We start from the raw sequence: 23,841 nt of genomic DNA, 5'->3' as shown, positions 1-23,841 counted from the left end.
ATTTTCCTTTCATTTCGTGAAAATCTCATATATAAATATCTTATGTCTAAGATAAATTCAAGTCAGATTGCGAAGGCCCAGGGCGGCGACCGTTTGGGCCGTGAAATGGCGACCGCCGTCATTACCTTTCACGAAACCGTGGCGCGCAAGATTGGCATGAGCGCCGCCGAAAGCCGCTGCCTGGGCGTATTGGGGGACATGGGTACGGTGACACCGGGACAACTGGCCCAGGCGACCGGCCTGACGACCGGCGCCATCACCGGCATTGTCGACCGCCTGGAAAAGGCCGGCTATGCCCGGCGCCAGCCCAATCCCGACGATCGGCGCAGCCTGCTGGTCCACGCGACCAACCGCGAAAAGCTGGCCGCCGTCCTGGGGCCGATCTACGGCGCGCTGGGCGCGGCCATGGCTGATATGTCTGCGCATTACACGCCGGCCGAACTGGAGGTTATCGGCCGCTACCTCGCCGACACCACGGCCGTACTCAGGGGGCAGACGGAACGGCTTAAACAGAGCTAGGTAAAAAGACCACATTTGTCTGACATAATAGTTGACGAATGCAATCTTTGGCGTCCATATTTGATATATGAAAAAGACGCGGCGTTCGACCGCTCGCCAAGGAGGAAATGCATGCGTCCGGGTCTTACCCTGAATACCGTCGTCTTTTCCGCGATGGCCCTGCTGCTGTCGGCCGCGCCCGTCCTGGCCCAGTCGGCCGACAGGGTCGTCACGGCCGATGTGTCACGCGTCATCGGCCCGCACTCGCCCGTCCCGCTCGAGGTCGTCGGCGCCGGCCGCGCCGCGGAGGGCCTTCGCGCCGACTGGCAGGACCAGCTATCGACCGTGCAGGACGAGATCGGCTTCAAGTATCTGCGCATGCACGGCATCCTCAATGACGAGATGGCCGTCTATGACGAGGACAAGCAGGGCAATCCCCGCTACAATTTCCAGTATATCGACACGCTCTACGACGCGCTTCTGGCCCGGAAGATCCGGCCGTTCGTCGAACTGACCTTTATGCCCAGCAAGCTGGCGGGCGGAACAACGACGGTGTTCTGGTGGAAGGGCAACACCTCGCTGCCCAAGGACCAGACCAAGTGGGCCAACCTTATCCGCGCCCTGATGGTCCACTGGAAGGAACGTTATGGCGAGGCCGAGATCACACAATGGTACTACGAGGTGTGGAACGAGCCGGATATCCGCGGTTTCTGGCCGCACCCGCTCGAGGACTATTTCCAGCTGTACAAGACGACGTCGGAAGCCATTCGCGCCGAATGCGCTACGTGCCGCATCGGCGGACCTGCCACGGCCGTCCCCTATGCTTCGGAACAGGCGTTCGAGAAATGGATCATCGCCAATCCTGCGCCGATCGACTTTATCGCCCTGCATGCCTATGGCGTCGAACAGGGCTTCTTCGACCAGGACGGCACCGCCGGCACGATCATCGATCCCAATCCTGAGCGCGTTGCCGGCCGGATGCGCCACTCGCGCGAGCTGATGAACGCCAGCCCGCTACGCGACAAGCAACTGCATTTCACGGAGTGGAGCTCGTCCTACACCCCGTCGGACTACATGCACGACCAATACGGCCAGGCCAGCTTCATCATGAACGTGGTCAAGCGCGCCTCGCCCTATGTCGATTCGATGTCCTACTGGACCTTCACCGATATCTTCGAAGAGAATGGCCCGCCCTTCAAAGCATTTCACGGCGGGTTCGGCCTGCTGAACATCCACGGCATCAAGAAGCCGTCCTTCCATGCCTTCAAGTTCCTGCGCCGGCTCGGTGAGAACGATGTTGAGAGCAGCGACCCGGCGTCGTGGATCACCTCCTCGAAGGACGGCTCGATCCAGGCCCTGGTGTGGGACTATTCGCCGGTCGTGCCGCCCAAGGGCCAGACCGACCAGAGCTTCTACAAGAACGAAGTGCCGGCGGACGACAAGGGCAAGCTGACCCTGAACATCGCCGGGGTGGCGAACGGCCGCTACCGGCTGGAGATCCACCAGATCGGCTACGGCCACAACGACCCCTTCACTGCCTATGTCCATATGGGCTCGCCGACCCAGCTAACGCGCGCCCAGGTCGGAAACCTGACGGCCCTCAGCGAGGATGCGCCATTATTCACAGGCGAGGTGACAGTCAGCAATGGCCGCTTCACCCGCGAGGTGGCGCTGCATGCCAATGATTGCTTCGAGTTCATTCTGACACCCATCCAATAAAGCCGTCACCAAGAACGGCCCAACTGAAACAGGGCCCAACTAAAAAAGGGAATGCCATCATGACCATCGACTCCACGCCGCTCAGCCGGCGCCATGCCCTCCTGGCCGCCGTTACCGGGGCGGGGCTCGCCTTCCAGGGACCGGCCCAGGCGGCCACGGTCAAGTCAACCGCCGACGCGGCCGGCGGCTGTTCAACCCCGCGATCGGCAATCGCCAAGACCCAATACGGCCCGGTGCGTGGCTATGTCGACCACGACGTCCTCACCTTCAAGGGCATACCCTATGGCGACGACACGGGCGGCGAGAACCGCTGGCTTCCCGCCAAGCCGCCCAAGCCGTGGACGGATGCCTATGCCGCCCTGGCCTATGGCGCCAACTGCCCACAGACCCTGCACAATTTCCGCGCCGCCGAACACACCTTCCTGCAGCAATGGACGGACGGCTTCCTCGGCGAGGACATGCTCAAGCTGAACATCTGGACGCCGTCCCTGACCGGCAACCGCCCGGTCATGGTCTATTTCCACGGCGGCGGATTCAGCTTCGGCTCGTCCTACGAACTGGCATCGCATGACGGCGCCCAGATGGCGCGCAACCACGACGTCGTCCAGGTGTCGGTCAACCACCGCCTGAACGGGCTGGGCTTCTTCGACCTGGCGGAATTCGGTGGTTCCGCTTATGACGACTCGGTCAATATCGGCATGATGGACCTGGTCTTCGCCCTGCGCTGGGTGCGCGAGAACATCCACAATTTTGGCGGCAATCCCGACAATGTGCTGATCTACGGCCAGTCCGGCGGCGGGTCCAAGGTGACGACCCTGCTGGGCATGCCGGCCGCCGCGGGGATGATCCACAAGGGCATCATCCAGTCGGGCGGCGGCGGTAATATCCCCTCGGCGGAACAGTCGAAGGACTTCGCCCGCCAGGTGATCAAGGAGCTGGGCGTGGCGGCCGGCGACATGGCCGCCTTGCAAAAGATGGACTGGGCCACCCTGAATGCCGCAGGCCAACGTGTCGCCGAGCGCATCAACGGCCCGATGAAGGGCGGCTACCTGTCGCCCGCCCCCAATCCCAACCCGACACCGCGCGTCGGCTGGGCGCCGACCCTCGACGGCCGCATGGTGATCTGCCGGTCTTATCAGGACGTAGCACCCGACGCCTCGCGCAACATCCCGGTGATCGTCGGTAATGTCAGCGAAGAGGGTATGCGCTTTGGCTCGAATCCGACCGAGGCCCAGTGGCGTGCCGACCTGGCGGGTTCGCTCGGCGACACCAAGGCCGATGCCCTGATCGCCGCCATGAAGGCCGCGCATCCCGAAAAGGCGATCCGCACCCTGTCCTACGGCGTCGGCGGGATCGTCGCCCGCAACAATGTCCAGCGCATGGTCCGGCTGAAGTACGAACAGAAGGCGGCGCCGGTCTACCAATACCTGTTCCAGTGGCAGTCGCCGCAGCTGGACGGCGTCGCCGGCGCCTGGCATACGGCCGAACTGGCCTTCTGCTTCGACAACACGCGCCGCTGCGACCAGGGCACCGGCGACACGCCGCAGGCGCGGGCCCTGGCGACAAAGATGGCCGGCGCCTGGGCCAGCTTCGCGCGAACCGGCAGCCCCAGCCAGGCCGCCCTGCCCTGGACGCCCAGCGACCCGGTCAGGTGCCAGACCATGGTCTTCGACAATGCCTGCGGCATGCGCGACGATCCGGAAGGCACCACGCGGCGCATCCTGCTTGGCTGATCGTTAAGCGTCGCGAACCGGAACTCCGTCCGGTTCGCGCTTCGCTTTAGGCGGCTGCGGTCATCGTCTCCAGCACCAGTGGACCGGCCTTGAACGCCTTGGCGGCGGTTTCAGCCTTGCGGATATCGCCGCCGGTCATCTGCTTTTTGATTGCCTCGATCGCTTTTGGTGCATCGGCATTGTCACCGGCGGCGGCGATCAGATACCAGGTCAGGGCTGCGACACGATCCTGCGCCACACCCATGGCGTTTTCAGACATGACGCCCAGATCGAACTGCGCCGTCGGACTGCCCGCCCTGGCCGCCGGCCTCAGCCAGATCAGCGCCTCGTCATAGTCTTCCTCGACACCGCTGCCGTTGAGATAGACCTCCCCCAGGGCGGTGAAGCCATAGGCCTGTTTGTCGGCGACAAAACCGTCGATGATGGCCTGGCCCTTGTCCATGTCCATCACGACGCCGACGCCTGAGCGATACATGGCGCAGACCTGTGCCTTGGCGGCGACATTGCCGCTGTCGGCCGCCTTGCTGTACCAGGTAAAGGCCTCCACCGGATCGCGGTCGACGCTTTCGCCGAACAGATACAGGAAGGCCAGATTGACCTGGGCATCCTCCAGTCCCGCTTCGGCGGCCTTGCGATAGTATTCCACGCCCTTGGCCTCGTCCTTTTCGACACCTTCGCCGTGACGATACAGGTAGCCGAGTTGGTTCATCGCCGCGGCCAAGTCCTGGTCGGCCGCCTTCTTCGTCCAGGCAAAGGCCGTCTTGGCGTCCGCCGTCACGCCAAAGCCGTTATAATAGATCTGGCCGACATAGTATTGCGCCCATGGCTCGCCATCATTGGCGCCGACCATGAAGTTGTCGAGCGCCACCTTGTAATCCGACGCGACGCCATCGCCCTCGTAGTAGATCAGGGCGATATAATAGCGGGCGTCCTCGTTTCCGGCGTCGAGCGCCTTGCGGAACCACGTCAGGGCCTCGGCATAGTCCTGGTCGACGCCGTCACCGTAGAGCTTCATCCAGCCATAATTATAGGGCGCGGTGGCGCTGCCGTTGGCGATCGCCTGCTTGTACCATTTCACCGCGGTCGCAGCATCGACCGTAACGCCGTAGCCCTTCTGGTACATGAACCCGAGGCTGTTCTGCGCGTCGGCGTCGTTGCCGGCAGACGCCATCAGCAGATAGGACATGGCCAGTTTGTAGTCAGGCGCCTTCCCCGCAATGCCGTCGAGATACATGTTGCCGGTCCGCCGCTGCGCCGCGACATCACCCTGGTCGGCCGCCTGGCGATACAGGGTGACGGCGCGCGTCTCATCCTTCGCCACGCCGCTGCCCCGCTGGTACAGGGCAGCCAGGTTGAACAGGGCATCATTGTCCTTCAGGTCGGCTGCCTTTTGGTACCATACGGCGGCTTGCGCCGGATCGGCCGCAACACCCACGCCGCCTTCGTACATAAGGCCAACGCGGTTCATGGCCTGGGCATTGCCCTGGTCCGCCGCCTTGCGCTGCCAGGTCATGGCGGCCTTTTCGTCCTTCGCTACGCCCTCGCCGTTCAGGTACATGATGCCGACGGCGAGTTGCGCATCGGCATGGTCCTGGTCCGCCGCACGACGGTACCAGCTAAAGGCCTGGGCGACGTCCCTCGTCGTGCCCCGGGTGCCCGAATAGAGAACATCGGCCAGTTCTTTCTGGGCGTCCGAAAATTCGAGCTGGGCGGCCTTGCGCAGCCATTCAACGCTTTTCGGCGGATCAGCCGTCACGCCCTCGCCGTTGATATAGCTCGTTGCCAGCGCATACATGGCGTCGGGCTGGCCCAGATCGGCGGCCTTGCGCCACCAATCTACCGCCTGGACGTGATCCTGCTGTACGCCCAATCCGTTGGCATATATGTAGCCGATCATGTAGTCGGCGGCCGGCTCCCTAAGGTCGGCGGCCTGGCGAAACCACGCCATGGCCTTCACATCATCCTTGTCGACGCCGTGTCCGGTCAGACAGGCAAAGCCCATCATCTGCATGCCGAAGGTCGAGCCGCCATCGGCCGATTTACGGCTCAGTTCGACCGCCTTGGCGTAGTCCTGCCTTACCCCCAGGCCATCCTTGTACAGCCTGGCGAGACTGGCCAGGGCGTCGAAGCTGCCGCCGGCGATCGCCTGCTCATACAGGCGCTTCGCCTCGGCGTAATCCTTGGCGACTCCGTGCCCAGCAAGATAGGCATCCCCCAGCCAGCGCATGGCGTCGGTATTGCCCGCGGCCACAGCCTTGCGATACAGAGCGACGGCGCGCGGATAATCCTTGTCGAGGCCGTAGGCCCATTCGTAGATCCAGCCCATGGCCGCCCAGCCGAGGGGATCGCCGGCGTCGGCCGCCTTGGTGAACCAGGCCTCGGCCCGCGTCATGTCGCGCGGCTCACGCCACCCTTCGCCATAGGCCTCACCCAGGGTGACCATGGCGGTGGTATCGCCCTTGGCCGCGGCTGCCTCCAGATCGGGCATGGAACGCAGGTCATTGACATCGGCAGCACCGACGGGCGCCGCCGTCATCAGCGCCAGAAGGGAGATACCAACCGATAGCAGCAGATGGGGACGCATCAGCCGGGCCCCCATCAACTGGATTTGGCGGCCTTGGCCGCCTTCGCCATCTTTTCAGCCTTGGCGATATCGCCGCCCGACATCTGCGCCTTGATCGTCTTGATGGCAGCCAGGGCGTCTTCGTCCTCCTGGTCGGCAGCCAGGCTGTACCTCATCAGCGCCGTCACCCGGTCCTGCGGCACGCCCATGGCGTTTTCATACATCACGCCCAACTGGTACTGCGACCAGGCGTCTTCCTGTTCTGCCGATTTGCGGAACCATGTTTGCGCGTCGGCATAGTTGGTCTCGACGTCGAGCCCCTTCATGTAGCAATAGCCGATATAGTACTGCGCCCGGGCATCGTCCTGGTCGGCGGCCTTGTGGAACCAGATCAGGGCCTCGTGCGGATTGGACGGCAGGAACGAACCGTAGAAATAACTCATGCCCAGCTTGCGCTGGCCGAGCGCCACACCCTTCATGGCCGCCAGGGCGTAATATTTGAAGGCCTCGCCCTCGTCCGCGTCGCGGCCCAGTCCGTCGGAATAGAAACGGCCGACCGCCAGCATGCTGTAGCCACAACCCTTTTCGACGCCGGTCGTGTAGTATTCGAAGGCCTTGCCGATATTGGCGGTAAAGCCCAGATTACCGTCCTCATAGGTACTGCCCATATTATAGATCCCGGTGCAGTCGCCCAGTTCGGCGCCCTTGCGGTAATAGGCCACGGCCTTGGAGGCGTCCTTGGCGACGCCCAACCCGTTTTCATAGATGTCGCCGAGTGACGAATAGGCATAGCCGCCGCCGAGATCGGCCGCCTGCTGGTAGTATTTCGCCGCCATAACATAGTCCTTGGGGACGCCACGGCCAAAATAATAGAGGTCGCCCAGGTGGTTGATCGCCAGGATATTGGACTGTTTGGCGGCCAACAGATACCATTTCTGCGCCTCGGCATAGTCCTTCGTGACGCTGTAGCCCTCCTCGTACATCCAGCCGACACTGTATTGACCGCTCGCCGTGCCCTTCGCCGCCGCCTGGCGGTACAGGGTCATGGCCATGGCGTCGTCTTCGTCGACGGCTGAACCGTTGAGATAGAGGTCACCCAGGGCGACAAGGGCCTCGCCGTCGCCCGTGTCGGCGGCCTTTTTCAGCCACGACAGGGCCTTTTCGCCGTCCTTGTCGACACCCTTGCCCTCGGCGTAGCGCTGGCCCAGATCGACCATGGCCTTGACGTCGCCGCCCTGGGCCTTGGCCGTCAGGGCATCGATTTCGGATAGTTTGGCTGCGGCGCTGGGCGCGTCGGCAGCATGGGCAAAAGACGGCACAGCCGCCAGCAAGGCCGCGGCAATTAGGGCGTTACGGCAGGTCGAAAACATGAATCCCCCTCTGGTAAGCAACGGAGATTAGCGGCTTTATTTCGGGTTGTCTCGTACCTCCTCCAAAAAATGTGCTCTTTTGCCGCCCTTTAAAATGGGTTAAGACACCCCACATAGGCTGGCAGGGGGGCGGACGAGCTCCCTTTTGAAAATGGGAGCTATCAATGTTCAAGCGCGTTTTAGGTCTGATTGCGGTTGCGGGTCTGGCGCTCGGCCTCACCGGCTGCGGCTTCAACACCATCCCGACCAAGGAAGAAAACGCCAAGGCCAAGTGGTCGCAGGTCGAGGTCGAATATAAGCGCCGCGCGGATCTGATCCCGCAGCTGGTCGCCACCGTCAAGGGCGCCGCCAAGCAGGAAAGCTCGACCCTGGTCGCCGTTACCGAGGCCCGCGCCAAGGCGACGCAGATGACGGTCGATGCGTCGACCATCACCGATCCGCAAAAATTCCAGCAGTTCCAGAAGGCCCAGGATGGCCTGTCGTCGGCCCTTGGCCGCCTGATGGTTATTCAGGAGCAGTATCCGCAACTGAAGACCAATGAGAACTTCCTCACCCTGCAAAGCCAGATCGAAGGTTCGCAGAACCGCATCTCGATCGCGCAGAGGGACTACAACGAGGCCGCCCAGGATTATAATACGACCCTGCGCACCTTCCCGGGCATTGTCTGGGCCAAGACCGCCTATTCGGGCAGCAAGCCGATGATCTACTTCACGGCGCCGGAATCGGCCTCCGAAGCCCCGACCGTCGATTTCTCGGACGTCGGCGTCAACAGCTCGAAATAAGCGCCTAACAGCAGGACCAAAGAGCTATGACTGTCCCGATTTTCAAGGGTTTTCGGCCGTGGCTCGTGGCCCTGCTGACGCTTGTCTTCAGTGCGATGACCGTCCAGGCCATCGCCGAGCCGCAGTTTCCGGCGCAGAACAACACCCATGTTGTTGATGACGCCAACATCCTGTCGGAGGCTGTCGAGCACGATCTCGACCTCAAGCTCCAGGGGCTTGAAAAGGCCACCACCGACCAGGTCGTGGTTGTTACGGTCAAGGATCTGGGCGGCTATGAGATCTCCGACTACGGCTACCAACTGGGCCGTAAGTGGGGCATCGGCCAGAAGGGCCAGGTCCAGGCGTCCAACGGCCAGACCTATAAGGATAACGGCCTGCTGCTGATCGTTGCGCCCAACGATCGCAAGGTGCGCATCGAGGTCGGCTATGGCCTGGAACCGGTGATGACCGACGCCCTGTCGTCGATGATCATCCGCAACGCCATCCTGCCGCAGTTCAAGGCCGGCAATTACGAAGCCGGCGTTACCGGCGGCACTGATGCCATTGTCCAGCAATTGTCGCTCGACCGGGGCGTCGCCATCCAAAAGGCCCAGGAGGCCACTCAGCAGGCGTCCGCTGGTAACGAGCACGGCTCGCGCCTCCCCCTGCCGGTTCTGATCCTGATCATCATTTTCATCGTCTTCTTTGCCCGTGGCTGGCTACCGTGGCTGATCCTCGGCAACCTGTTGGGCGGCGGTGGCCGCGGCGGTGGGGGATGGTCCGGCGGTGACTGGGGCGGCGGCGGCGGAGGTGGCGGATTTTCCGGCGGCGGTGGCTCGTTCGGCGGCGGCGGAAGTTCGGGGAGCTGGTAAGATGAGCCAACTGAATATCGATCACAGCCGCATCAATGCGGCCATTGCCCGGGCCGAGGACACGACGTCCGGCGAGATCACCTGCGTGGTCAAGGCCAAGGCGCTCGACTACGGCGAGACACCGCTGGGCTGGGCGGCAGCGACGGCCTTTATCGTCCCGCTGATCGTCGCCGGCATGGGTATGTTGCCACACGACTGGCTAGCTGGCGTGCTCACCTCCGTCCTGGGCTGGAACTCGATCGGCGTGACGGGCGAACTGGCCATGTGGGAGATCGTCGTCACCTACGCCTTCCTGCAGTTGGTGCTGTTCGCCGGCGTCTATCTGCTGATCAATTTCACGCCGCTGAAGCTGTGGCTGACCCCGGCGGCGACGCGGCGCAAGAAGGTCCATACCAAGGCCATGGAGCAGTTCTATGCCCGCGGCCTGCACCTGACCCAGGCCCAGACGGGCGTGATGATCTTCCTGGCTTTGGAAGAACATGTGGTCGAGGTCATTGCCGACGCCGGCATCTATGCCAAGGTCGACAAGGATTTCTGGAACGGCACGGTTTCGGTGCTGTTGAAACATATCAAGTCGGGTGACCTGACGACGGGATTCGAAGAAGCTATCGCGGCCTGCGGCGCGGCTTTGTCGGCGCACTTCCCACCGACGGGTGATAATCCCAACGAACTGCCCGACGTGCTGATCGAGATATGAGCGAGAGCGCCATGCGCATTTCCGGCTATCGAGTCGGCGTCAATAATATCAATGGCTTTTTCGGCGTCTGGCTGAAACGTAACCTCCCGTCTCGGCGGCGCCTGATTATCACCGGCGTATTCGCTATCGGCATGCTCGCCATGATGGCGTGGAGCGTGAAACCTTGGGATTTCTATGCAAAGTCGAATTTGCCTTCCATTTGGTTTGCTGCGCACATTCTGACGTTTCTGCTTTTCAGCCTGGCTTTTACCTTACTCATATCGGCTCTGGTCATGTATGTCCTGTCACCGCTGGCTACCTATCTGCAGCTGCTGGCGGGTTACTGGTTGGGTCCGGTTTCCCGCCGGGTCAGTGACGCCGAAATCACCGATGCGGGTATCCTGAAGACGACCGACTCGAAAATCTCTACCCTCGCTTGGGCGGATATTCACGAGGTCACGGCCTCGAAAGAAACCATCTTGATCTTTACCAATCGCAATTGCGCCATGATGCTGCCCAAGGTGGGGTTTGGGTCGCCCGAAGCCGCGCAGTCCTTCCTCGACACGGCCCTGACGCGTTGGCAGGCGGCAATGTCGGTCAAATAATCTTTGATAGGCCGACGCCGGCATCTATGCCAAGGTCGGCAAGGATTTCTGGAACGACACGGTTTCGGTATTGTTGAACATATCAAGTCGGGTGACCTGACGACGGGATTCGAAGAAGCTATCGCAGCCTGCGGCGCGGCTTTGTCGGCGCACTTCCCACCGACGGGTGATAATCCCAACGAACTGCCGGACGTGCTGATCGAGATATGAGCGAGAGCTGCACTCATATGAAAAGCAGGGCTTAAATTCCCTCTTCCCGTTTACGGGGAGAGGGTGGCGAGCTTCTTGCGAGCCGGGTGAGGGGCATTCCACTGCGGGTTCAACGGCGCGGTCAGCGGTTATATTAAATGCGATAGCCAAAGCTCGTGCTGCACAGCCATAGAGGCCATTGCTTCTGTAGTGGAATGCCCCTCACCCGGCGCTTCGCGCCACCCTCTCCCCGTAAACGGGAAGAGGTGGTTTAAGCGTATCGACCACTTGCCTACGCCTGTCACCTCGCCGGAGGCGTAGGCATGGGAAACCCCCTTCTACTCCGCCAGTTCCTTGATCTTGGCGATGACATAGCCGGCAGCCTGGCTAAGGCTGACCTTGGGCGGGACAAACGTCACTTCCGGATCGATCATCACATCGAGGATATAGGGTTCCGGGCTGGCCAGGCCGCGCGCAATGGCGTCATTAAGGTCCGCAGGGTCCATAATACGCTCGCCATCACCACCGCAGATCTGGGCAAAGGCGGCGAAATTGGGATTATGCAACTCGGTCTCATAGCGCGGCATGCCCTTCACTTCCTGCTCGGACTCAATCAAGGCCAAGCGCCGGTTGTTGAAGACGACAATCAGCATGGGAAGCTTGTATTTCACCGCCGTCGAAAAATCGGTCATCAGCATCGAAAAGCCGCCGTCGCCGGTGAGGACGACGACCGGACGTTCGGGATAGGCCAGTTTGGCGCCGATCGCCGCGCCCTGCGAAAACGCCATGGTCGCCAGCATGCCCGACACCGTGAAGCGCTGGCCCTTCCTGATCTCGAGATAACGCGCCACCCAACCGGTGACCTCGCCCGTATCGCAGACGAAGATGGTGTCGTCCGCCGCAGCATCCGAAATGGCCTTGACCAGTCGCGCCGGATGGACGGGCTTATTGGCTGCCGTCGTGTAGTCTTCCTTCTCTTCCTGCCACTGGCGGACGTGCCGCTGCACATTACCAAGAAACGTCCTGTCCGCCTTGGCAGAAACCAATGGCAGCAGTTGATCGAGCACAGCACCCGTATCACCCGCGATCCCGCAATCGACCGGGACACGCTTGGCGATCTGGCACGGATCGAGGTCGATCTGGATCGTCTTGATCTTCCTGGGCAGGAATTCGACATAGGGAAAATTGGTGCCGATCAGCAAAAGCAGATCGGCATGTTCCAACGCATAGACCGATGGTTTTACGCCCAGATTGCCGATCCCGCCAATCGACAGGGGATGCGATTCCGGGAACAGTTCCTTGGCGCGCAAGGCGTGGATCACCGGCGCGCCGATCGCTTCGGCCAGGTCCAGCACCTTGTCCTCGGCGCCGCTGCAGCCAAGCCCGGCCAGGATCACCGGCCGCGCGCTGCTGTCGATCAACTTTGCCGCCTGGTGGATCGCGTCATCGGCCTCGGAAACCGTCGCCGGCACGCTGCGCATATCAGGCACACGCACGTGCCAGCGGTCGGCCTGCGGAACCGATTTCGAGGCCAGGTTCACCGGAATATTGATATGGGCCACGCCGCGCCGTTCCAAAGCCGCCTGGATCGCCTGCACAATGATATAGGGTGCGTGCTCCGGGTTGACGATCACCTGGTTATAGATGGCGACATCGGCAAACAGGGCATGCAGGTCGACCTCCTGCTGATAGTCGCTGCCGGTCATGGCGGTCGAGACCTGGCCGGTGATGGCCAGCACCGGCGCGTGGTCGCATTTGGCGTCATAAAGCGCATTGAGAAGATGGATGGCGCCCGGCCCCGACGTGCCGGCACAGACGCCCAACCGGCCTGTCAGCTTGGCCTGGCCGACCGCGGCAAACCCGCCCGACTCCTCGTGATTGACATGGATGAAGTCGACCACCGTCTGGCGGCGAATGGCTTCGGTCAGGGCGTTGATGGCATCCCCCGGAACGCCGAAAATATGGCGGGTACCGGCCTCGCCGATCAACCGCACAAGAACGTCACAGACATTAGCCACGGTGCTTGCCTTTTTAAGAGGGTCGGCCGCCTCGGCCTACGCGGTTTCCCGGTCCGCCCCGGTGACCGTCTCGATCTTGTAGACGGTCCAGTTTGAACTGGCGCCAGGCAGCCTGTGCACCGCCGTGTCGCCGCTCCGCCACGGGCGACAATGGACTGTTCGGGTACCCGCCCGCAGGGTGAGAAGCTCCGGGCCGACGGTTTCAAGCGTGCCTTCGACGTGTTCGGCGGCCGTTTTGAGCGTGAAGGTGTCGCCAGGCTTGAGACATGCGCCCTCGAACGACAAGGCCATATCGCGACCGAGGGTTTTCGAGTGGCTGAAAGCGGTTTGATGTGGCAACGCAACCTCCATATTGTTTAATCAGAGGTTAGCGAAATCGAGGTTAAGGACCAATACGGAACTGGTTTCCAGCGGCAAAATCCCTGATTTGCCAGAAGCTTATTCGGCCGCCTCAAGCACATGTTCGGGCAGCATCTCCATGCGGTAACCGATGCCCGCTTCAGAGACGATGACGTCCGACAGGCCGGCCTGGGCCAGCTTGTCGCGCACCTGGCCGACATAGACCCGCAGATATTGCCGGTCGTCGATATGGGCGGCGCCCCACACGTCTTTCAGGATCTGCTTGTGCGTGACGATTCGGCCGCGATTGCCGACGAACATGCTCAACAGATCGTATTCCTTGGGCGTGAAGGCGACAGGCTTGCCGTAGACATGGACTTCGTGGCGGTTGAGATCGATCTCGACCGGCCCGTTGACCAGGCTTTCGCTAGGCGCGACGCGGCTGTTGCGATGGCGCAGATTGGCGTGGATACGCGCCAGCAGCACATCGACCCGGAAGGGCTTGGTGATATAGTCGTCGGCGCCGAGATTGAGCGACTCTACCGCCTGATCGTCCTCGGAGCGCGCCGTCAGCACGATAATCGGCGTCTGGGTATAGCTGCGCAGGGAGGTAATGACCTCCTTGCCGTCCATATCGGGCAGGCCCAGGTCGAGAAGGATCAGATCGGGCTTGTGGCTGATCGCCGAACGCAGGGCGTCCTTGCCATTGATGCTTTCGATGACTTCGAAATCCTCCACGCCCAGGAAGATACCGAGCATGTTGCGAATTTCGCTCTCGTCATCAACGATGAGAATTTTGGGATTTTTGTTGGTCATGGGTAATACCTGTTCCGCCGGATTGTAATGCAAGGCCATTGATGAGGCTTGGCGGTCCGGGAATCGATAGGAAACTACCCCAATAAAATAAGCGCAGCGAAAGGGTTGGGTGCAGTCAGTGCAGTTTCAGCTTCGGACGGACGAAACGGCTGATATGGCCGACGGCGATGACGGCCAGACCGCGAAGCCAGCCATGCACGGCCAGGATATGCATGCGGTACAGGGACATGTAGACGAAACGTGCCAGCCTGCCTTCGATCGCCAGCTTACCACCGACCAGGCTGCCCATCAGGGAGCCGATCGTCGAAAAGCGGCTTAGGGAGACCAGGGAACCATGGTCGTGATAGGCAAAATCCCGCAACGGCTTGCCCGACATCAACCGGACCAGGTTGTCATTGGCGGTGGCGGCCATCTGGTGGGCGGCCTGAGCGCGCGGCGGCACCGGCCTTTCGTGACCGGGCAGCTTGCAGAAGGCGCAGTCGCCCATGGCGAAAACGCGGTCGTCGCCGGGCACTTGCAGGGTCGGCCTGACCACGACCTGGCCGCCCCGCGTCAATTCGAGGCCGTCGAGTCCGTGGCGAATGGGCACCGCCTTCACGCCGGCGGCCCAGACCTGGAGGTCGGCAGGGACAAAGACGCCACCCGCCGTTTCCATGCCGGTGGCCAACGAGGCGGTGACCACCGTGCCCGGTCGCACCTTGACGCCCAGCGCTTCCAGTTCCTGCGCCGCGGCGTCGGCCAAGCGTTCAGGCAAGGCAGGCAGGATCCGTGGACCGGCTTCGAGCAGGGTGACGTCGAGACGGCTGCGATCGAAGACTTCGAGCCCGTAATGGCCCAGGGCGTCGGCGGCGTTATACAGTTCGGCGGCCAGTTCGACACCGGTGGCGCCGCCGCCGACGATCGCCACACGGACATGGGCATCGGACTGCGGATCGGTCTGCATGGCGCGGGACACGCGAAGACAGTGGTTCAGCAACTGGTCGCGGAAGCGGTCGGCCTGGTCCCGGCGATCCAGAAAGGTGCAGTTGTCGGCGACGCCCGGCGTGCCGAAGTCGTTGGTCATGGATCCGTAGGCCAGGACCAGATAGTCGTAGCGGACGGTGTGGGCGGCCACGACTTCGCGGCCGTTTTCGTCAATCAGTGGGGCGATATGGACCTGGCGCGCCGTGCGGTCGATCGAGTCAAGGACGCCGTACAGGTAGCGGTAACCCCAGCGATGGCAGTGGCCGCGATAACCGATTTCGTCGAGGCTGGCGTCGAGCGAGCCGGCGGCCACTTCATGAAGCAGGGGCTTCCAGATATGCGTCCGGTTGCGGTCGATCAGAATGATGTCGTGGCGCTTGCGGCCGAAGCGCGCGCCGAGCTTCCGGGCCAGTTCCAGGCCGGCGGCGCCGCCGCCAACGATAACGATTTGTGTCTTGCGTGCAGCAACCTGTTCCATCTTCCGGGCCCGTTAGGCATACAGCGGACGCGAAGCCGCTTGATCCGCTGCCAGCATCACGACGTCCACCGTCCGCTGTCAAAGAAACTGATGTTTCGAATTGCTGCAACGCAACACAAACTCAACCACCATATTCGTAACAGCGGCCGTTGACATCAGGCCGGGGCCAAACCGACCTTAGCGATCGTTCGCCGGCTCATCCTCGACCACGACTTCGTCCTCTTCCTCGTCGCCCAGGCCTTCGGCGAATAGCCGCATCAACTCCGGGTCCGACAGCAGGTCGTCCACCGTCTCGCGCGTGATCTTCGGCTTTCCGATCAGCTTGCCCAGCGCCGCCTGCAACATGGCAATCCCCACCTCGGCCATGGGGTCGTCGTCAACCGTCAGAATCAGCTTGCGGTCTTCCAGTTCCAGCACGCCCAGCTCGATCTCCTTGCCGTCCTGATCCAGGTCCGGGTGCATCCACAGCCAAGTCCGGACGTCGTGCAGCTCCAGTTGCGCCACCGTGCCCAGCGCCGCCACGACCTCGCCCACCTTGGCCTTGCGCGCCAGGGAGAATTCGACCTCGACGATGAGATCGGCCGCTCCGTCGTCCTCGTCCTCCATGGCCTGGTCCATGACGATCTCCAGCCAGGCCTGGGAGACCAGTGGCGCCGCCGCACGCAGCCGGTCGTCACCGATATCGCGCCAGGGTGCGTCTTCGGTCTTGTCGAAGAATTCCTTCAGCATCTCCAGCAAGACTTCCGCGCCGTCCGGAAACCCCATGATGCCGCCGGCAATGCCGACCTTGCCCAGGACGGTGACCACGCGCGCCGCCAGAACGTGGCCGGCCCCCAGCGTACGGCTGGCCGTGCCTTCATAGACTGTGACCGGGTCGTCGCCGCGGATCAGATCGCGCGCCTTGAACGAGGTGCCGGGCACAACGTCGCTGATGGCATAGAGGCTGATCACCGACGTGCGCAGCGCCTTCATATAGGCGCGCGATCCGGGGCCTTCCCGCCACCCGCGCTTGGGCAGATAGGTATCGATGATATTGCCCTTCGCGCCGAAGCTGCGCGTCACGAAGTCCTCGAATACGCAGCCCCAGACGGCCATGACCGTATCGGTATCGGCCAGCCCGGCCAGTTCATCCAGCGACTCGAAGAGGTCGTCCAGATGTTCGGCCAGGACCGCCTCGAACTCGGCTTCCCAGCCGTCCTGCTTGATAAAGCGGAGTAGTCCCGACAGATCATTCACGTTCTGCTTGACCATTTTGTCCTCCGTCGCACCGCCAAGGCTTAAGACGATGTTAAAGCGAAATCAACCGTCTTGGCCGGCTCACGCGCTTCGATGACGTCACCGCATTCATCACTTCCCGACGATGTCCATGGTCAATCCTCCCTGACCCGGTTTATTCGGTATTTAGTCGGCATCATCGTGTCTTATGTAGGCGGTCGGGTAGGCCTGGAGTTTAAACTTAAGGTTCATAATGCCGGTACTTTCGTACGATCTTTCGTAGGCTTTCGTAATTCTTTCGTAGAATGTTCTTGTTTTAGTCCGCCAAACGCCACTCGCCCGTAGACCGTCCGCCGGCATTATAAATAATATTTTTCCTGCGCAACTTACTCAAAATGTTACCTATTTTGAACATTTTTTGCTCGACTGTAAGGGCATCGCTCAGCCTATCCAAGACCAGTTCATCTATGTCCTTGCGCGATGCTTTGCCGAATTTTCTCAAGTAATCTGTGATCAGGCTTTCGTAATGTTGATCGTCAAAGCCGCGCGTTTTGATGTACTGCGCCTTGCCGGACGTTGCCGCAGCGACCATGGCTGAGACATGGAAGTTCGGCTTGCGACCCTCGATGAGACCGGCCTTCTTCAGCCGCTTTACGGCGTCGTCCGTCAAGGGCAATCGCTTCTGCACACGGTCCAGCGCCAGAACATCGACCAACGGCAAGCCGGTATTTTGCATGAGCAACTGAGTATAGGCCGGATCGACCACCTTGCCCGGCACCGAGAGACTGACCGCGTCAGTCGATGACAGATCGTAGTCCGGCATGGGGAAGTAGCGCTTCTGCTGCTCCAGATACATCCGGTGGATGCCATAGCCCATGGTGTCGATCATGTTCAGTTCGACCATGGCCTGGGCCAGGAAGGGGTTGCGGTAGCGGCGCGGCGTCTTCACACCCGTCACATAGTCTTCCGGCCGCCCCTCGAAGAAGCCGCCCTCGTTTTCCAGCACCAGCCGATCCGGCCACTCAGTCACGATGACCCGGCCGTCACGACGATAGTCCTGATGCGCGATGCAGTTGTGCAGGGCCTCCATGACCACGGTCTGGTCGTACTTCTGCACCTCATCTGGCAGCAGAGTGTTGTCAGGCAGCAATCGCAAACGGATATTGCGAATCCGCTGGAACAATTGGGTCGTGGTCAGCAGGAACGGTGGCCCGAAGTGCTCATAGGCCCGCTCCGGCCCCTCCAGCTTCCAGGTCAATTGCGCAGGATGTGGCAACAGTAACGATGCTGACTCCGCCTTGCCAATCAGCAGCAGCGCCGCCCGTGTGATCCGGCCGTGGATGGTCAGCCGGGCACGATCGAGGAAAGTGTCCAGCGGCCACCCTGCCACTTCACCGTCGGCAAAATGGTTGGCGTGTTTCCTGGCGAAGGATGCTCTGGCGACGGCCAGCGCGGTCGGGTCGAGATCGTCTGCTGTGGCACGATCGGCAACCTGACCGGTCCAGTCGCTGTTCAGCGTCTGGGCGCGAATGGCATCTAGTTTATCAAGGGGGAGCGAAACAAGACTCTCGCCGGCGCGGGCGTAATAATGGCCCTTCCAGGCAATAGGAATACCGCGCGGCGCCGCCGGAATCTCCATCATCACGACGCGGCCATCCACATGATCAAGCACATGGAGACCGCGAAAGTGGATTCCAGGGTCGGTGCTTTCGGCTATTTGCTGTTTCAGGCCGTTCAAACGTTCAGGTTCGGCGCGGTAAGACGTGCCGGTCACCTTGCGGGTCTTGTTACTGACGCCGAACACCAGCCATGCCTTTTCGAGACCGTGCAGGTTCGCTTCATTCGACAGGGAAGAGACGTATTTCCCAATATCGTTGGTGGAAAAGCTGTCCGTCGCCTCTTTGAATTCAATGACCTCATTCTCCCACTGCGCGATGAGTCCGGTCAGAATTGCATTGAGTGCTTTCGCATCCATGAGGGCCTCAGATCGACTTGACATTGGTACGCGGGGACAGCTGGCGGAAGATCAGTTCGACATTGATCTTTACAGGGTCGGAAACGAACCCGGCGTCCGGGAAGACGTCGCCAAGATGTTCGACCAGGACCGCCTCGAACTCGGCTTCCCAGCCGTCCTGCTTGATAAAGCGGAGCAGTCCCGACAGATCATTCACGTTCTGCTTGACCATCTTGTCCTCCGTCGCAATCGCCAAGGCTTAAGACGGTACTACGGCGAAATCAACCATCTTGGTCGATCGATAGATTAGGTGTTTTGGGTTGGAGTTCGATCATGTCGATATCGTTCGACATGTCGATATGTGTCGACGATATCGGGTTTTATCAACTCGACTGACGGTCCATGCCCCGTTCTTCTTCACCTCAACATACAGCTTTTTATGCCCCCCAAGACCACACTGATTCATCATCGTCGCTCTGAGAGAGGATTTACCTTTGGGCAGATTTTACCTGTCGTACTTTCGTCTTCCCGAAGCCACTAGGAGTCCAGCTTTCATTTTTTTTTGTAAGGCCTGAAGAGATGCTCAACCCTTTCGGGGTCGCCGTCAAAAGGCGCCTCTCGGTAAAAATCGATCTCCTGTGAACTCTAGGGTGCGATGTGTTTTTCTGAGATCCTCTGGCATGACGTCAGAACTATAAAGATCAGCAAAGAAATTGGCTGAGCGCTTCATCAGCAAGCTCAAACGATTCCGAGTAAATGCTGCTCTATATGCCTATCTCAACTTCCTGGTTGCGGTCAAAATTGTTTCTATACTCATCTGGATCAAGGCATTATTAGGCTGAGGCCTAGGCAATTATATCCCTAAATTTTTTATAAAGCATTTCTTCTATGACATTGTCTTTGAATTCACTCTTGTATTCTAGCATCTTCACTAGGTCATCGTCAGTCAGCGTGATTATGTAACCCCGCTCCTTTCGTGCCAAATCTCGGCAACGCTGCAGAAGTAGCTTTTCATTGTCAATTGATCGGCAAGTTATTATGCCAAATTTTCCTCTATTATTGTCAAACCTGCCCAATAATTGATCAATTTCTGGATTTTCTATGTCGTTTTTGTAATTTTTACACTCAAATATTACGGTATTTGCATTTGTTTTACTGTCATCACGGCGTTGAGAGAAGAATCCGTCGTTCGCCGAATTGGTGAAAACGATATCAGCTCGCTTCCGTCCGTCGTCAATCTCCCATTCCTTGTGAGGTTGAATTAACAAAGGGTAGAATAGTAGGGTTAAAATTCCCATGGCCACAGTATGATAATTGTTGGCATCCGACGCCCCAACAGGTATTTTTTTCAGAACATTTATTAGTGATCTGCACGCATCGCCATATGTTATCCCTGTATCCTCAAATGATACTAATGATGGGTGTTTTTTTGCTATGTCCTTGTATATTTGCAAAAGCTCTGGATGTTTCCTGACCAGTTCAGCAATCATTTCTTTGTCTTTTGGGTGCTTCTCACGCACTTCAGATTTTGTAATTTTTTGGACTTTTTTTCCGCCCTTCAGAGTTTGTACTAAGGAACTAGTTGCCCTTATAGCTTCTTGAACAAAAAAATCCGTAATCTGCTTGTTATAAAATTCCTGGCTATTTAGAGAAAGTTGCCTTCTAACAATATATTTTGGAACCAATATAATTGGATCACCGTCAATGTATGGAAGCATAGCTTTTTTTGAAATCCAATTCTTACGGTTGCCATCCCAAATTGGAGGCCCGTTGTATTCCAGTGTCTCTATGCCAAAATTTTGACACTGCTCGTTGGTATACGTTATTAATAGTGACCTAATTATATTTGTGGTTAAATCTGATATTTTATCTTTATCAACGCCTTCAACATACAGCGCCATCTCAGAAAGGTCCCCAAGTATGCCGGTCTTAAACGCTTTACTCCCGGCTATAGCCTTTATCAACTCATTGGATTGTCTTGCGCCAACACCCCTTCCCTTCGGACTCCCTTTTGAAACTCCTAAAAAGGTTTCTTTTGGCTCATGAAGATGAGACATTAATCCCTGAGCACGTAATTTGTCGCCGGCTCTAATGCTATCCAAGACTTCCTTAAAAAAAATCCGTATTAATTCCGAGGCCTTTTCTGCCCAGATATCATCGTTAATTTCAATTGCGTAAGGGTCAACGTAGACCGGAGTATCATAATCATTACTTACGTCAACAAAATCCAGTTGATGTTGCGTCGAATTCAATCTGAAATAAGTTGAAAATTTTGGCATATTTGGCCCTCACGAAAGAACGACTCAACCTATGCGAAAATGCATGTGATTACAATAACCAATAATTGTACGCTACAACGGTCGCCGATGCGCCGGTGAAGCTCAAACAATAAAGCTGGCCATCGCATAATGTCCGTATTGTATTGTCAATATCGTGAAAGTACCTCTAAGCCGCGTGGATTAGTGCGAGCTACGAGGATACTATAGATCAATGCGTCTTATTTTCACCTTGTTGATGGTGGTTCATGCGGCAATAGCCGACCAGCGTAGCTAGAACGCCTTCATAGCACAGGCTTTTTGGGGCTAGGCCTTCACCTGTTCAGGTGTTGTGCATACCTGTTGCCGATACGGTCCAAAATCTGGCGCAGGCAGTGCAGATAGTAGTGACGTAATCACGCCGATTCCTTAAAGACTTCACACGTAGTCTGGGCGCTCTTCCAGTGGTCCTGGCGCCGTAAGCAATTGACTTAGCCGAAGCAATCATGCGCCAGTACAGGCAATAAATGATCCGACGCACTTCCACGGCAACACGGACTCGTGTTTTCGCTCTCGGGGAAATACTATGAGCATCAAGCTGGTTGTCGCCGTCACCGATAAAGCCTGGTTCGACATGCTCAGCCGTCAGCCCGATCTGACCGAAGTCAATTTCTGGGCACCGTCCTCGGTCAATTTCAAGGCGCTGCAGCCGGGCGAACTGTTCCTGTTCAAGCTGCACGCGCCACATAACTTTATCGTCGGCGGTGGCATTTTCGCCTACGGCACAGCTCTCCCCTGGTCCCTGGCTTGGGAATCCTTCGGCCGGGCCAATGGCGCCGCGTCCGCCGAGGAAATGCGTCGCCGAATTGCCAAATACCGCAAGGTCGATCCCAACGACCGCTCCGATTTCACCATCGGGTGCCGCATCCTGACTCAGCCGTTCTTCTTGCCCGAATTCCAGTGGATAAAGCCGCCCGACAGTTGGGCCAACAACATCGTCACCTTCAAGACCTATGACACAGGCGATGCGGAGGGCCTGGCACTCTGGGAACGCATGAACGGCCTGCATGATATGCAGGTAGCTCCCGGAGTCAGTGAAGGCGCGCGTTACGGCGCTCCACACCTCGTTCGACCACGCCTCGGTCAAGGCGCCTTCCGCGTGGTGGTCACCGACAATTACAATCGGCGTTGCGCAATTACCGGAGAGAAGACCCTCCCCGCCCTGGAGGCCGCTCATATCAAGCCTTACGCCGATGGCGGCGAGCATGAAGCTCGGAACGGCCTACTGCTGCGCCGGGATATCCATAGCCTGTTCGACGCCGGCTATGTGACCGTCACGCCCGATTTCCGCTTTGAAGTCAGTCCCAAGATTAAGGAAGACTACGACAACGGCCGCCATTACTACGCCCTGCAAGGCCAGCATATCGCCCTGCCGCAAAACTCGCGACATCAGCCAGACGTATCGGCACTGACCTGGCACAACGACAATCGCTTCCGAGTCTGAGCTTTAGTACCATGGTCAATGACGTCATCGGCGATATCTATCGGCAGGCCGAGCCGCAAAAAACCTTTGGTGACGCTGGGTGAGTACAGCACGGCAGCCTTGGGCTGTGGTTAATTTGACGCTGAATACCGTGCGTAGTTTTTAGACTGCAAAGCGATATTTTCAAGGAGGCAAGGTGAGTATACTGGCGGCATTGACCCGCTCGATCGGGGACGCCGAGCCAATCGCCACGAAAGGCTTGGCTTACATCCTGCGCCATCATTCGTCAGCGCGGGAAGCCTTGCACCAGTACCTTTACGCGCAGGGCCTGGACCTTCACCACCTTGCCTCCGCGGATCATGAGGAATCCCTGGACGCATCAGGTCGTGTCGACATAGCCTGTAAAAACCAGGCAGGTAACCACGCGCTTCTTATCGAAGGCAAGTTTTGGGCTGGCCTTACGGACAACCAGCCGAACAACTATCTTGTTCAATTGAAAGATGATGACAAATCGGCGCTCTTGTTCGTTGGCCCCGAGAAACGGTTTGAATTACTGCGGGTGGAGTTGAGTTATAGAATTTCCGAACTGAACTATCCTGCACTTTCGGGCAGCAACCCGTTTGCGATTTCCAGGCTCCCTGGAAAGCCCAGTGTCTTGCTGTCGTCATGGCGCTCCATTTTAGGCATAATTCGAGGCCGCTTCGATGCGGACTCACATCGCGAGGGTGCAAACGACCTGGATCAACTCATGAGTCTGGCCGATATGCAGGACGACAAGGCTATCTTGCCCCTGCATGCTGAGGAACTCTCTAACCTTCAAATTGCCAGACGTCAGGTTGATTTCGCTAATCTGGCGATCAGCATCTCGGAAAAGGCGCTTCAGAGACCCGGAGTAACCGGCGAGGGCCTTAGAAAAACGCCGACTATATACGGCTACGGCCGTTATCTCTGGCTTGGAGGAATCTGCGGTTGGTTGGCGTATGCCGCCGACTGGTGGTCGTTGTTTGGACGAGGCCCGATGTGGTTGATTTTCTCGGCAGGGATCGATGGCCGGGCCGCAATCGTTCGACAAGCTCTGGCCAGTTGGGAGACCCAATTTCCGCCACGGCTCTATGTGAAGGACGGCCAGGTCGGTATTCCTCTTTTGCTTAGGCAAGGCGTTGAAATGGAACGCGTGATCGAAGACGCCGTCAACCAGGTGGAGGAAGTCGTAAAAGTCTTGTCGGCACTTGATGTAAGAAAGCCAACGGCCACGGCCATAATCGAGGCCGCAGAAACCCTTGATTCTGACTTAGAATCTTGACGTTCGTCTTGGAACGCCAAGGTGGTGGCTG

General features: G+C 59.0%; 19 protein-coding genes. 9 read left to right on the top strand and 10 right to left on the bottom strand.

Going from position 1 to position 23,841, the window contains the following annotated elements:
- Nucleotides 1-42: 42 nt before the first annotated feature.
- From AC1DXO_RS18005 to AC1DXO_RS17995, 3 genes are all read left to right on the top strand, one after another.
- A complete protein-coding gene (locus AC1DXO_RS18005) occupies nt 43-519 on the top strand; it encodes a MarR family winged helix-turn-helix transcriptional regulator (RefSeq protein ID WP_476979559.1) in 477 nt (158 codons plus the stop codon).
- A 111-nt stretch (nt 520-630) separates the two neighbouring features.
- Nucleotides 631-2,217, top strand: coding sequence for a GH39 family glycosyl hydrolase (locus tag AC1DXO_RS18000; protein ID WP_476979558.1), 1,587 nt, complete (start codon nt 631-633; stop codon nt 2,215-2,217).
- A 59-nt stretch (nt 2,218-2,276) separates the two neighbouring features.
- Nucleotides 2,277-3,950, top strand: coding sequence for a carboxylesterase/lipase family protein (locus AC1DXO_RS17995; RefSeq protein ID WP_476979557.1), 1,674 nt, complete (start codon nt 2,277-2,279; stop codon nt 3,948-3,950).
- 46 nt (nt 3,951-3,996) lie between these two features.
- Here the strand turns inward: AC1DXO_RS17995 and AC1DXO_RS17990 are convergent, their stop codons facing one another.
- Together AC1DXO_RS17990 and AC1DXO_RS17985 are read right to left on the bottom strand one after the other, a co-directional pair.
- On the bottom strand, nt 3,997-6,534 hold the full coding sequence (locus tag AC1DXO_RS17990; protein ID WP_476979556.1) for a tetratricopeptide repeat protein: 2,538 nt from the start codon (nt 6,532-6,534) through the stop codon (nt 3,997-3,999).
- A gap of 14 nt (nt 6,535-6,548) precedes the next feature.
- Nucleotides 6,549-7,883, bottom strand: coding sequence for a tetratricopeptide repeat protein (locus AC1DXO_RS17985; RefSeq protein ID WP_476979555.1), 1,335 nt, complete (start codon nt 7,881-7,883; stop codon nt 6,549-6,551).
- A 164-nt stretch (nt 7,884-8,047) separates the two neighbouring features.
- Here AC1DXO_RS17985 and AC1DXO_RS17980 point away from each other — a divergent pair, with 164 nt between their 5' ends.
- The 4 genes from AC1DXO_RS17980 to AC1DXO_RS17965 are packed head-to-tail and all read left to right on the top strand — an operon-like array spanning nt 8,048 to nt 10,797.
- The gene (locus AC1DXO_RS17980) at nt 8,048-8,665 is read left to right on the top strand and encodes a LemA family protein (RefSeq protein WP_476979554.1); all 618 of its coding nucleotides are present in this window, start codon (nt 8,048-8,050) and stop codon (nt 8,663-8,665) included.
- A gap of 26 nt (nt 8,666-8,691) precedes the next feature.
- Nucleotides 8,692-9,516: a TPM domain-containing protein gene (locus tag AC1DXO_RS17975; RefSeq protein WP_476979553.1), complete on the top strand. Its 825-nt coding sequence runs from the start codon at nt 8,692-8,694 to the stop codon at nt 9,514-9,516.
- Nucleotide 9,517: 1 nt separating this feature from the next.
- A complete protein-coding gene (locus tag AC1DXO_RS17970) occupies nt 9,518-10,213 on the top strand; it encodes a TPM domain-containing protein (protein ID WP_476979552.1) in 696 nt (231 codons plus the stop codon).
- On the top strand, nt 10,210-10,797 hold the full coding sequence (locus tag AC1DXO_RS17965) for a YcxB family protein (RefSeq protein ID WP_476979551.1): 588 nt from the start codon (nt 10,210-10,212) through the stop codon (nt 10,795-10,797). Before AC1DXO_RS17970 ends, AC1DXO_RS17965 begins: the two co-directional genes overlap by 4 nt.
- 527 nt (nt 10,798-11,324) lie before the next feature.
- On the opposite strand, the gene AC1DXO_RS17960 is transcribed toward AC1DXO_RS17965, so the two are convergent.
- From AC1DXO_RS17960 to AC1DXO_RS17925, 8 genes are all read right to left on the bottom strand, one after another.
- Nucleotides 11,325-13,004: a thiamine pyrophosphate-dependent enzyme gene (locus AC1DXO_RS17960; RefSeq protein ID WP_476979550.1), complete on the bottom strand. Its 1,680-nt coding sequence runs from the start codon at nt 13,002-13,004 to the stop codon at nt 11,325-11,327.
- A gap of 36 nt (nt 13,005-13,040) precedes the next feature.
- The gene (locus AC1DXO_RS17955; RefSeq protein ID WP_476979549.1) at nt 13,041-13,343 is read right to left on the bottom strand and encodes a hypothetical protein; all 303 of its coding nucleotides are present in this window, start codon (nt 13,341-13,343) and stop codon (nt 13,041-13,043) included.
- Between the two features lie 99 nt (nt 13,344-13,442).
- Entirely contained in the window at nt 13,443-14,159 is a 717-nt protein-coding gene (locus AC1DXO_RS17950) for a response regulator transcription factor (protein ID WP_476979548.1), read from the bottom strand.
- Nucleotides 14,160-14,274: 115 nt separating this feature from the next.
- Entirely contained in the window at nt 14,275-15,600 is a 1,326-nt protein-coding gene (locus AC1DXO_RS17945) for an NAD(P)/FAD-dependent oxidoreductase (RefSeq protein ID WP_476979547.1), read from the bottom strand.
- Nucleotides 15,601-15,777: 177 nt separating this feature from the next.
- The gene (locus tag AC1DXO_RS17940) at nt 15,778-16,851 is read right to left on the bottom strand and encodes a hypothetical protein (RefSeq protein ID WP_476979546.1); all 1,074 of its coding nucleotides are present in this window, start codon (nt 16,849-16,851) and stop codon (nt 15,778-15,780) included.
- 280 nt (nt 16,852-17,131) lie between these two features.
- Entirely contained in the window at nt 17,132-18,790 is a 1,659-nt protein-coding gene (locus AC1DXO_RS17935; protein WP_476979545.1) for an RNA-binding domain-containing protein, read from the bottom strand.
- Nucleotides 18,791-18,797: 7 nt separating this feature from the next.
- A complete protein-coding gene (locus AC1DXO_RS17930; RefSeq protein WP_476979544.1) occupies nt 18,798-19,001 on the bottom strand; it encodes a hypothetical protein in 204 nt (67 codons plus the stop codon).
- Nucleotides 19,002-19,614: 613 nt separating this feature from the next.
- The gene (locus AC1DXO_RS17925) at nt 19,615-21,048 is read right to left on the bottom strand and encodes a hypothetical protein (protein WP_476979543.1); all 1,434 of its coding nucleotides are present in this window, start codon (nt 21,046-21,048) and stop codon (nt 19,615-19,617) included.
- Between the two features lie 562 nt (nt 21,049-21,610).
- Here AC1DXO_RS17925 and AC1DXO_RS17920 point away from each other — a divergent pair.
- Nucleotides 21,611-22,528 (top strand): HNH endonuclease, encoded by a 918-nt coding sequence (locus AC1DXO_RS17920; RefSeq protein WP_476979542.1) that lies wholly within the window; start codon nt 21,611-21,613, stop codon nt 22,526-22,528.
- Between the two features lie 175 nt (nt 22,529-22,703).
- Nucleotides 22,704-23,810, top strand: coding sequence for a hypothetical protein (locus AC1DXO_RS17915; RefSeq protein ID WP_476979541.1), 1,107 nt, complete (start codon nt 22,704-22,706; stop codon nt 23,808-23,810).
- Nucleotides 23,811-23,841 lie beyond the last annotated feature (31 nt).

The sequence above is a fragment of the Asticcacaulis sp. P2_C5 genome (assembly GCF_056404555.1).
The sequence above is the reverse complement of the archived record's forward strand: the minus strand, read 5'-3'. Positions and strand labels throughout refer to the sequence as shown.

Bases quoted from the DNA above. Each gene is read 5' to 3' on its own strand.
- AC1DXO_RS18005 (WP_476979559.1), top strand. From the start codon at position 43: ATGTCTAAGATAAATTCAAGTCAGATTGCGAAGGCCCAGGGCGGCGAC.
- AC1DXO_RS18000 (WP_476979558.1), top strand. From the start codon at position 631: ATGCGTCCGGGTCTTACCCTGAATACCGTCGTCTTTTCCGCGATGGCC.
- AC1DXO_RS17995 (WP_476979557.1), top strand. From the start codon at position 2,277: ATGACCATCGACTCCACGCCGCTCAGCCGGCGCCATGCCCTCCTGGCC.
- AC1DXO_RS17990 (WP_476979556.1), bottom strand. From the start codon at position 6,534: ATGCGTCCCCATCTGCTGCTATCGGTTGGTATCTCCCTTCTGGCGCTG.
- AC1DXO_RS17985 (WP_476979555.1), bottom strand. From the start codon at position 7,883: ATGTTTTCGACCTGCCGTAACGCCCTAATTGCCGCGGCCTTGCTGGCG.
- AC1DXO_RS17980 (WP_476979554.1), top strand. From the start codon at position 8,048: ATGTTCAAGCGCGTTTTAGGTCTGATTGCGGTTGCGGGTCTGGCGCTC.
- AC1DXO_RS17975 (WP_476979553.1), top strand. From the start codon at position 8,692: ATGACTGTCCCGATTTTCAAGGGTTTTCGGCCGTGGCTCGTGGCCCTG.
- AC1DXO_RS17970 (WP_476979552.1), top strand. From the start codon at position 9,518: ATGAGCCAACTGAATATCGATCACAGCCGCATCAATGCGGCCATTGCC.
- AC1DXO_RS17965 (WP_476979551.1), top strand. From the start codon at position 10,210: ATGAGCGAGAGCGCCATGCGCATTTCCGGCTATCGAGTCGGCGTCAAT.
- AC1DXO_RS17950 (WP_476979548.1), bottom strand. From the start codon at position 14,159: ATGACCAACAAAAATCCCAAAATTCTCATCGTTGATGACGAGAGCGAA.
- AC1DXO_RS17945 (WP_476979547.1), bottom strand. From the start codon at position 15,600: ATGGAACAGGTTGCTGCACGCAAGACACAAATCGTTATCGTTGGCGGC.
- AC1DXO_RS17940 (WP_476979546.1), bottom strand. From the start codon at position 16,851: ATGGTCAAGCAGAACGTGAATGATCTGTCGGGACTACTCCGCTTTATC.
- AC1DXO_RS17935 (WP_476979545.1), bottom strand. From the start codon at position 18,790: ATGGATGCGAAAGCACTCAATGCAATTCTGACCGGACTCATCGCGCAG.
- AC1DXO_RS17930 (WP_476979544.1), bottom strand. From the start codon at position 19,001: ATGGTCAAGCAGAACGTGAATGATCTGTCGGGACTGCTCCGCTTTATC.
- AC1DXO_RS17925 (WP_476979543.1), bottom strand. From the start codon at position 21,048: ATGCCAAAATTTTCAACTTATTTCAGATTGAATTCGACGCAACATCAA.
- AC1DXO_RS17920 (WP_476979542.1), top strand. From the start codon at position 21,611: ATGAGCATCAAGCTGGTTGTCGCCGTCACCGATAAAGCCTGGTTCGAC.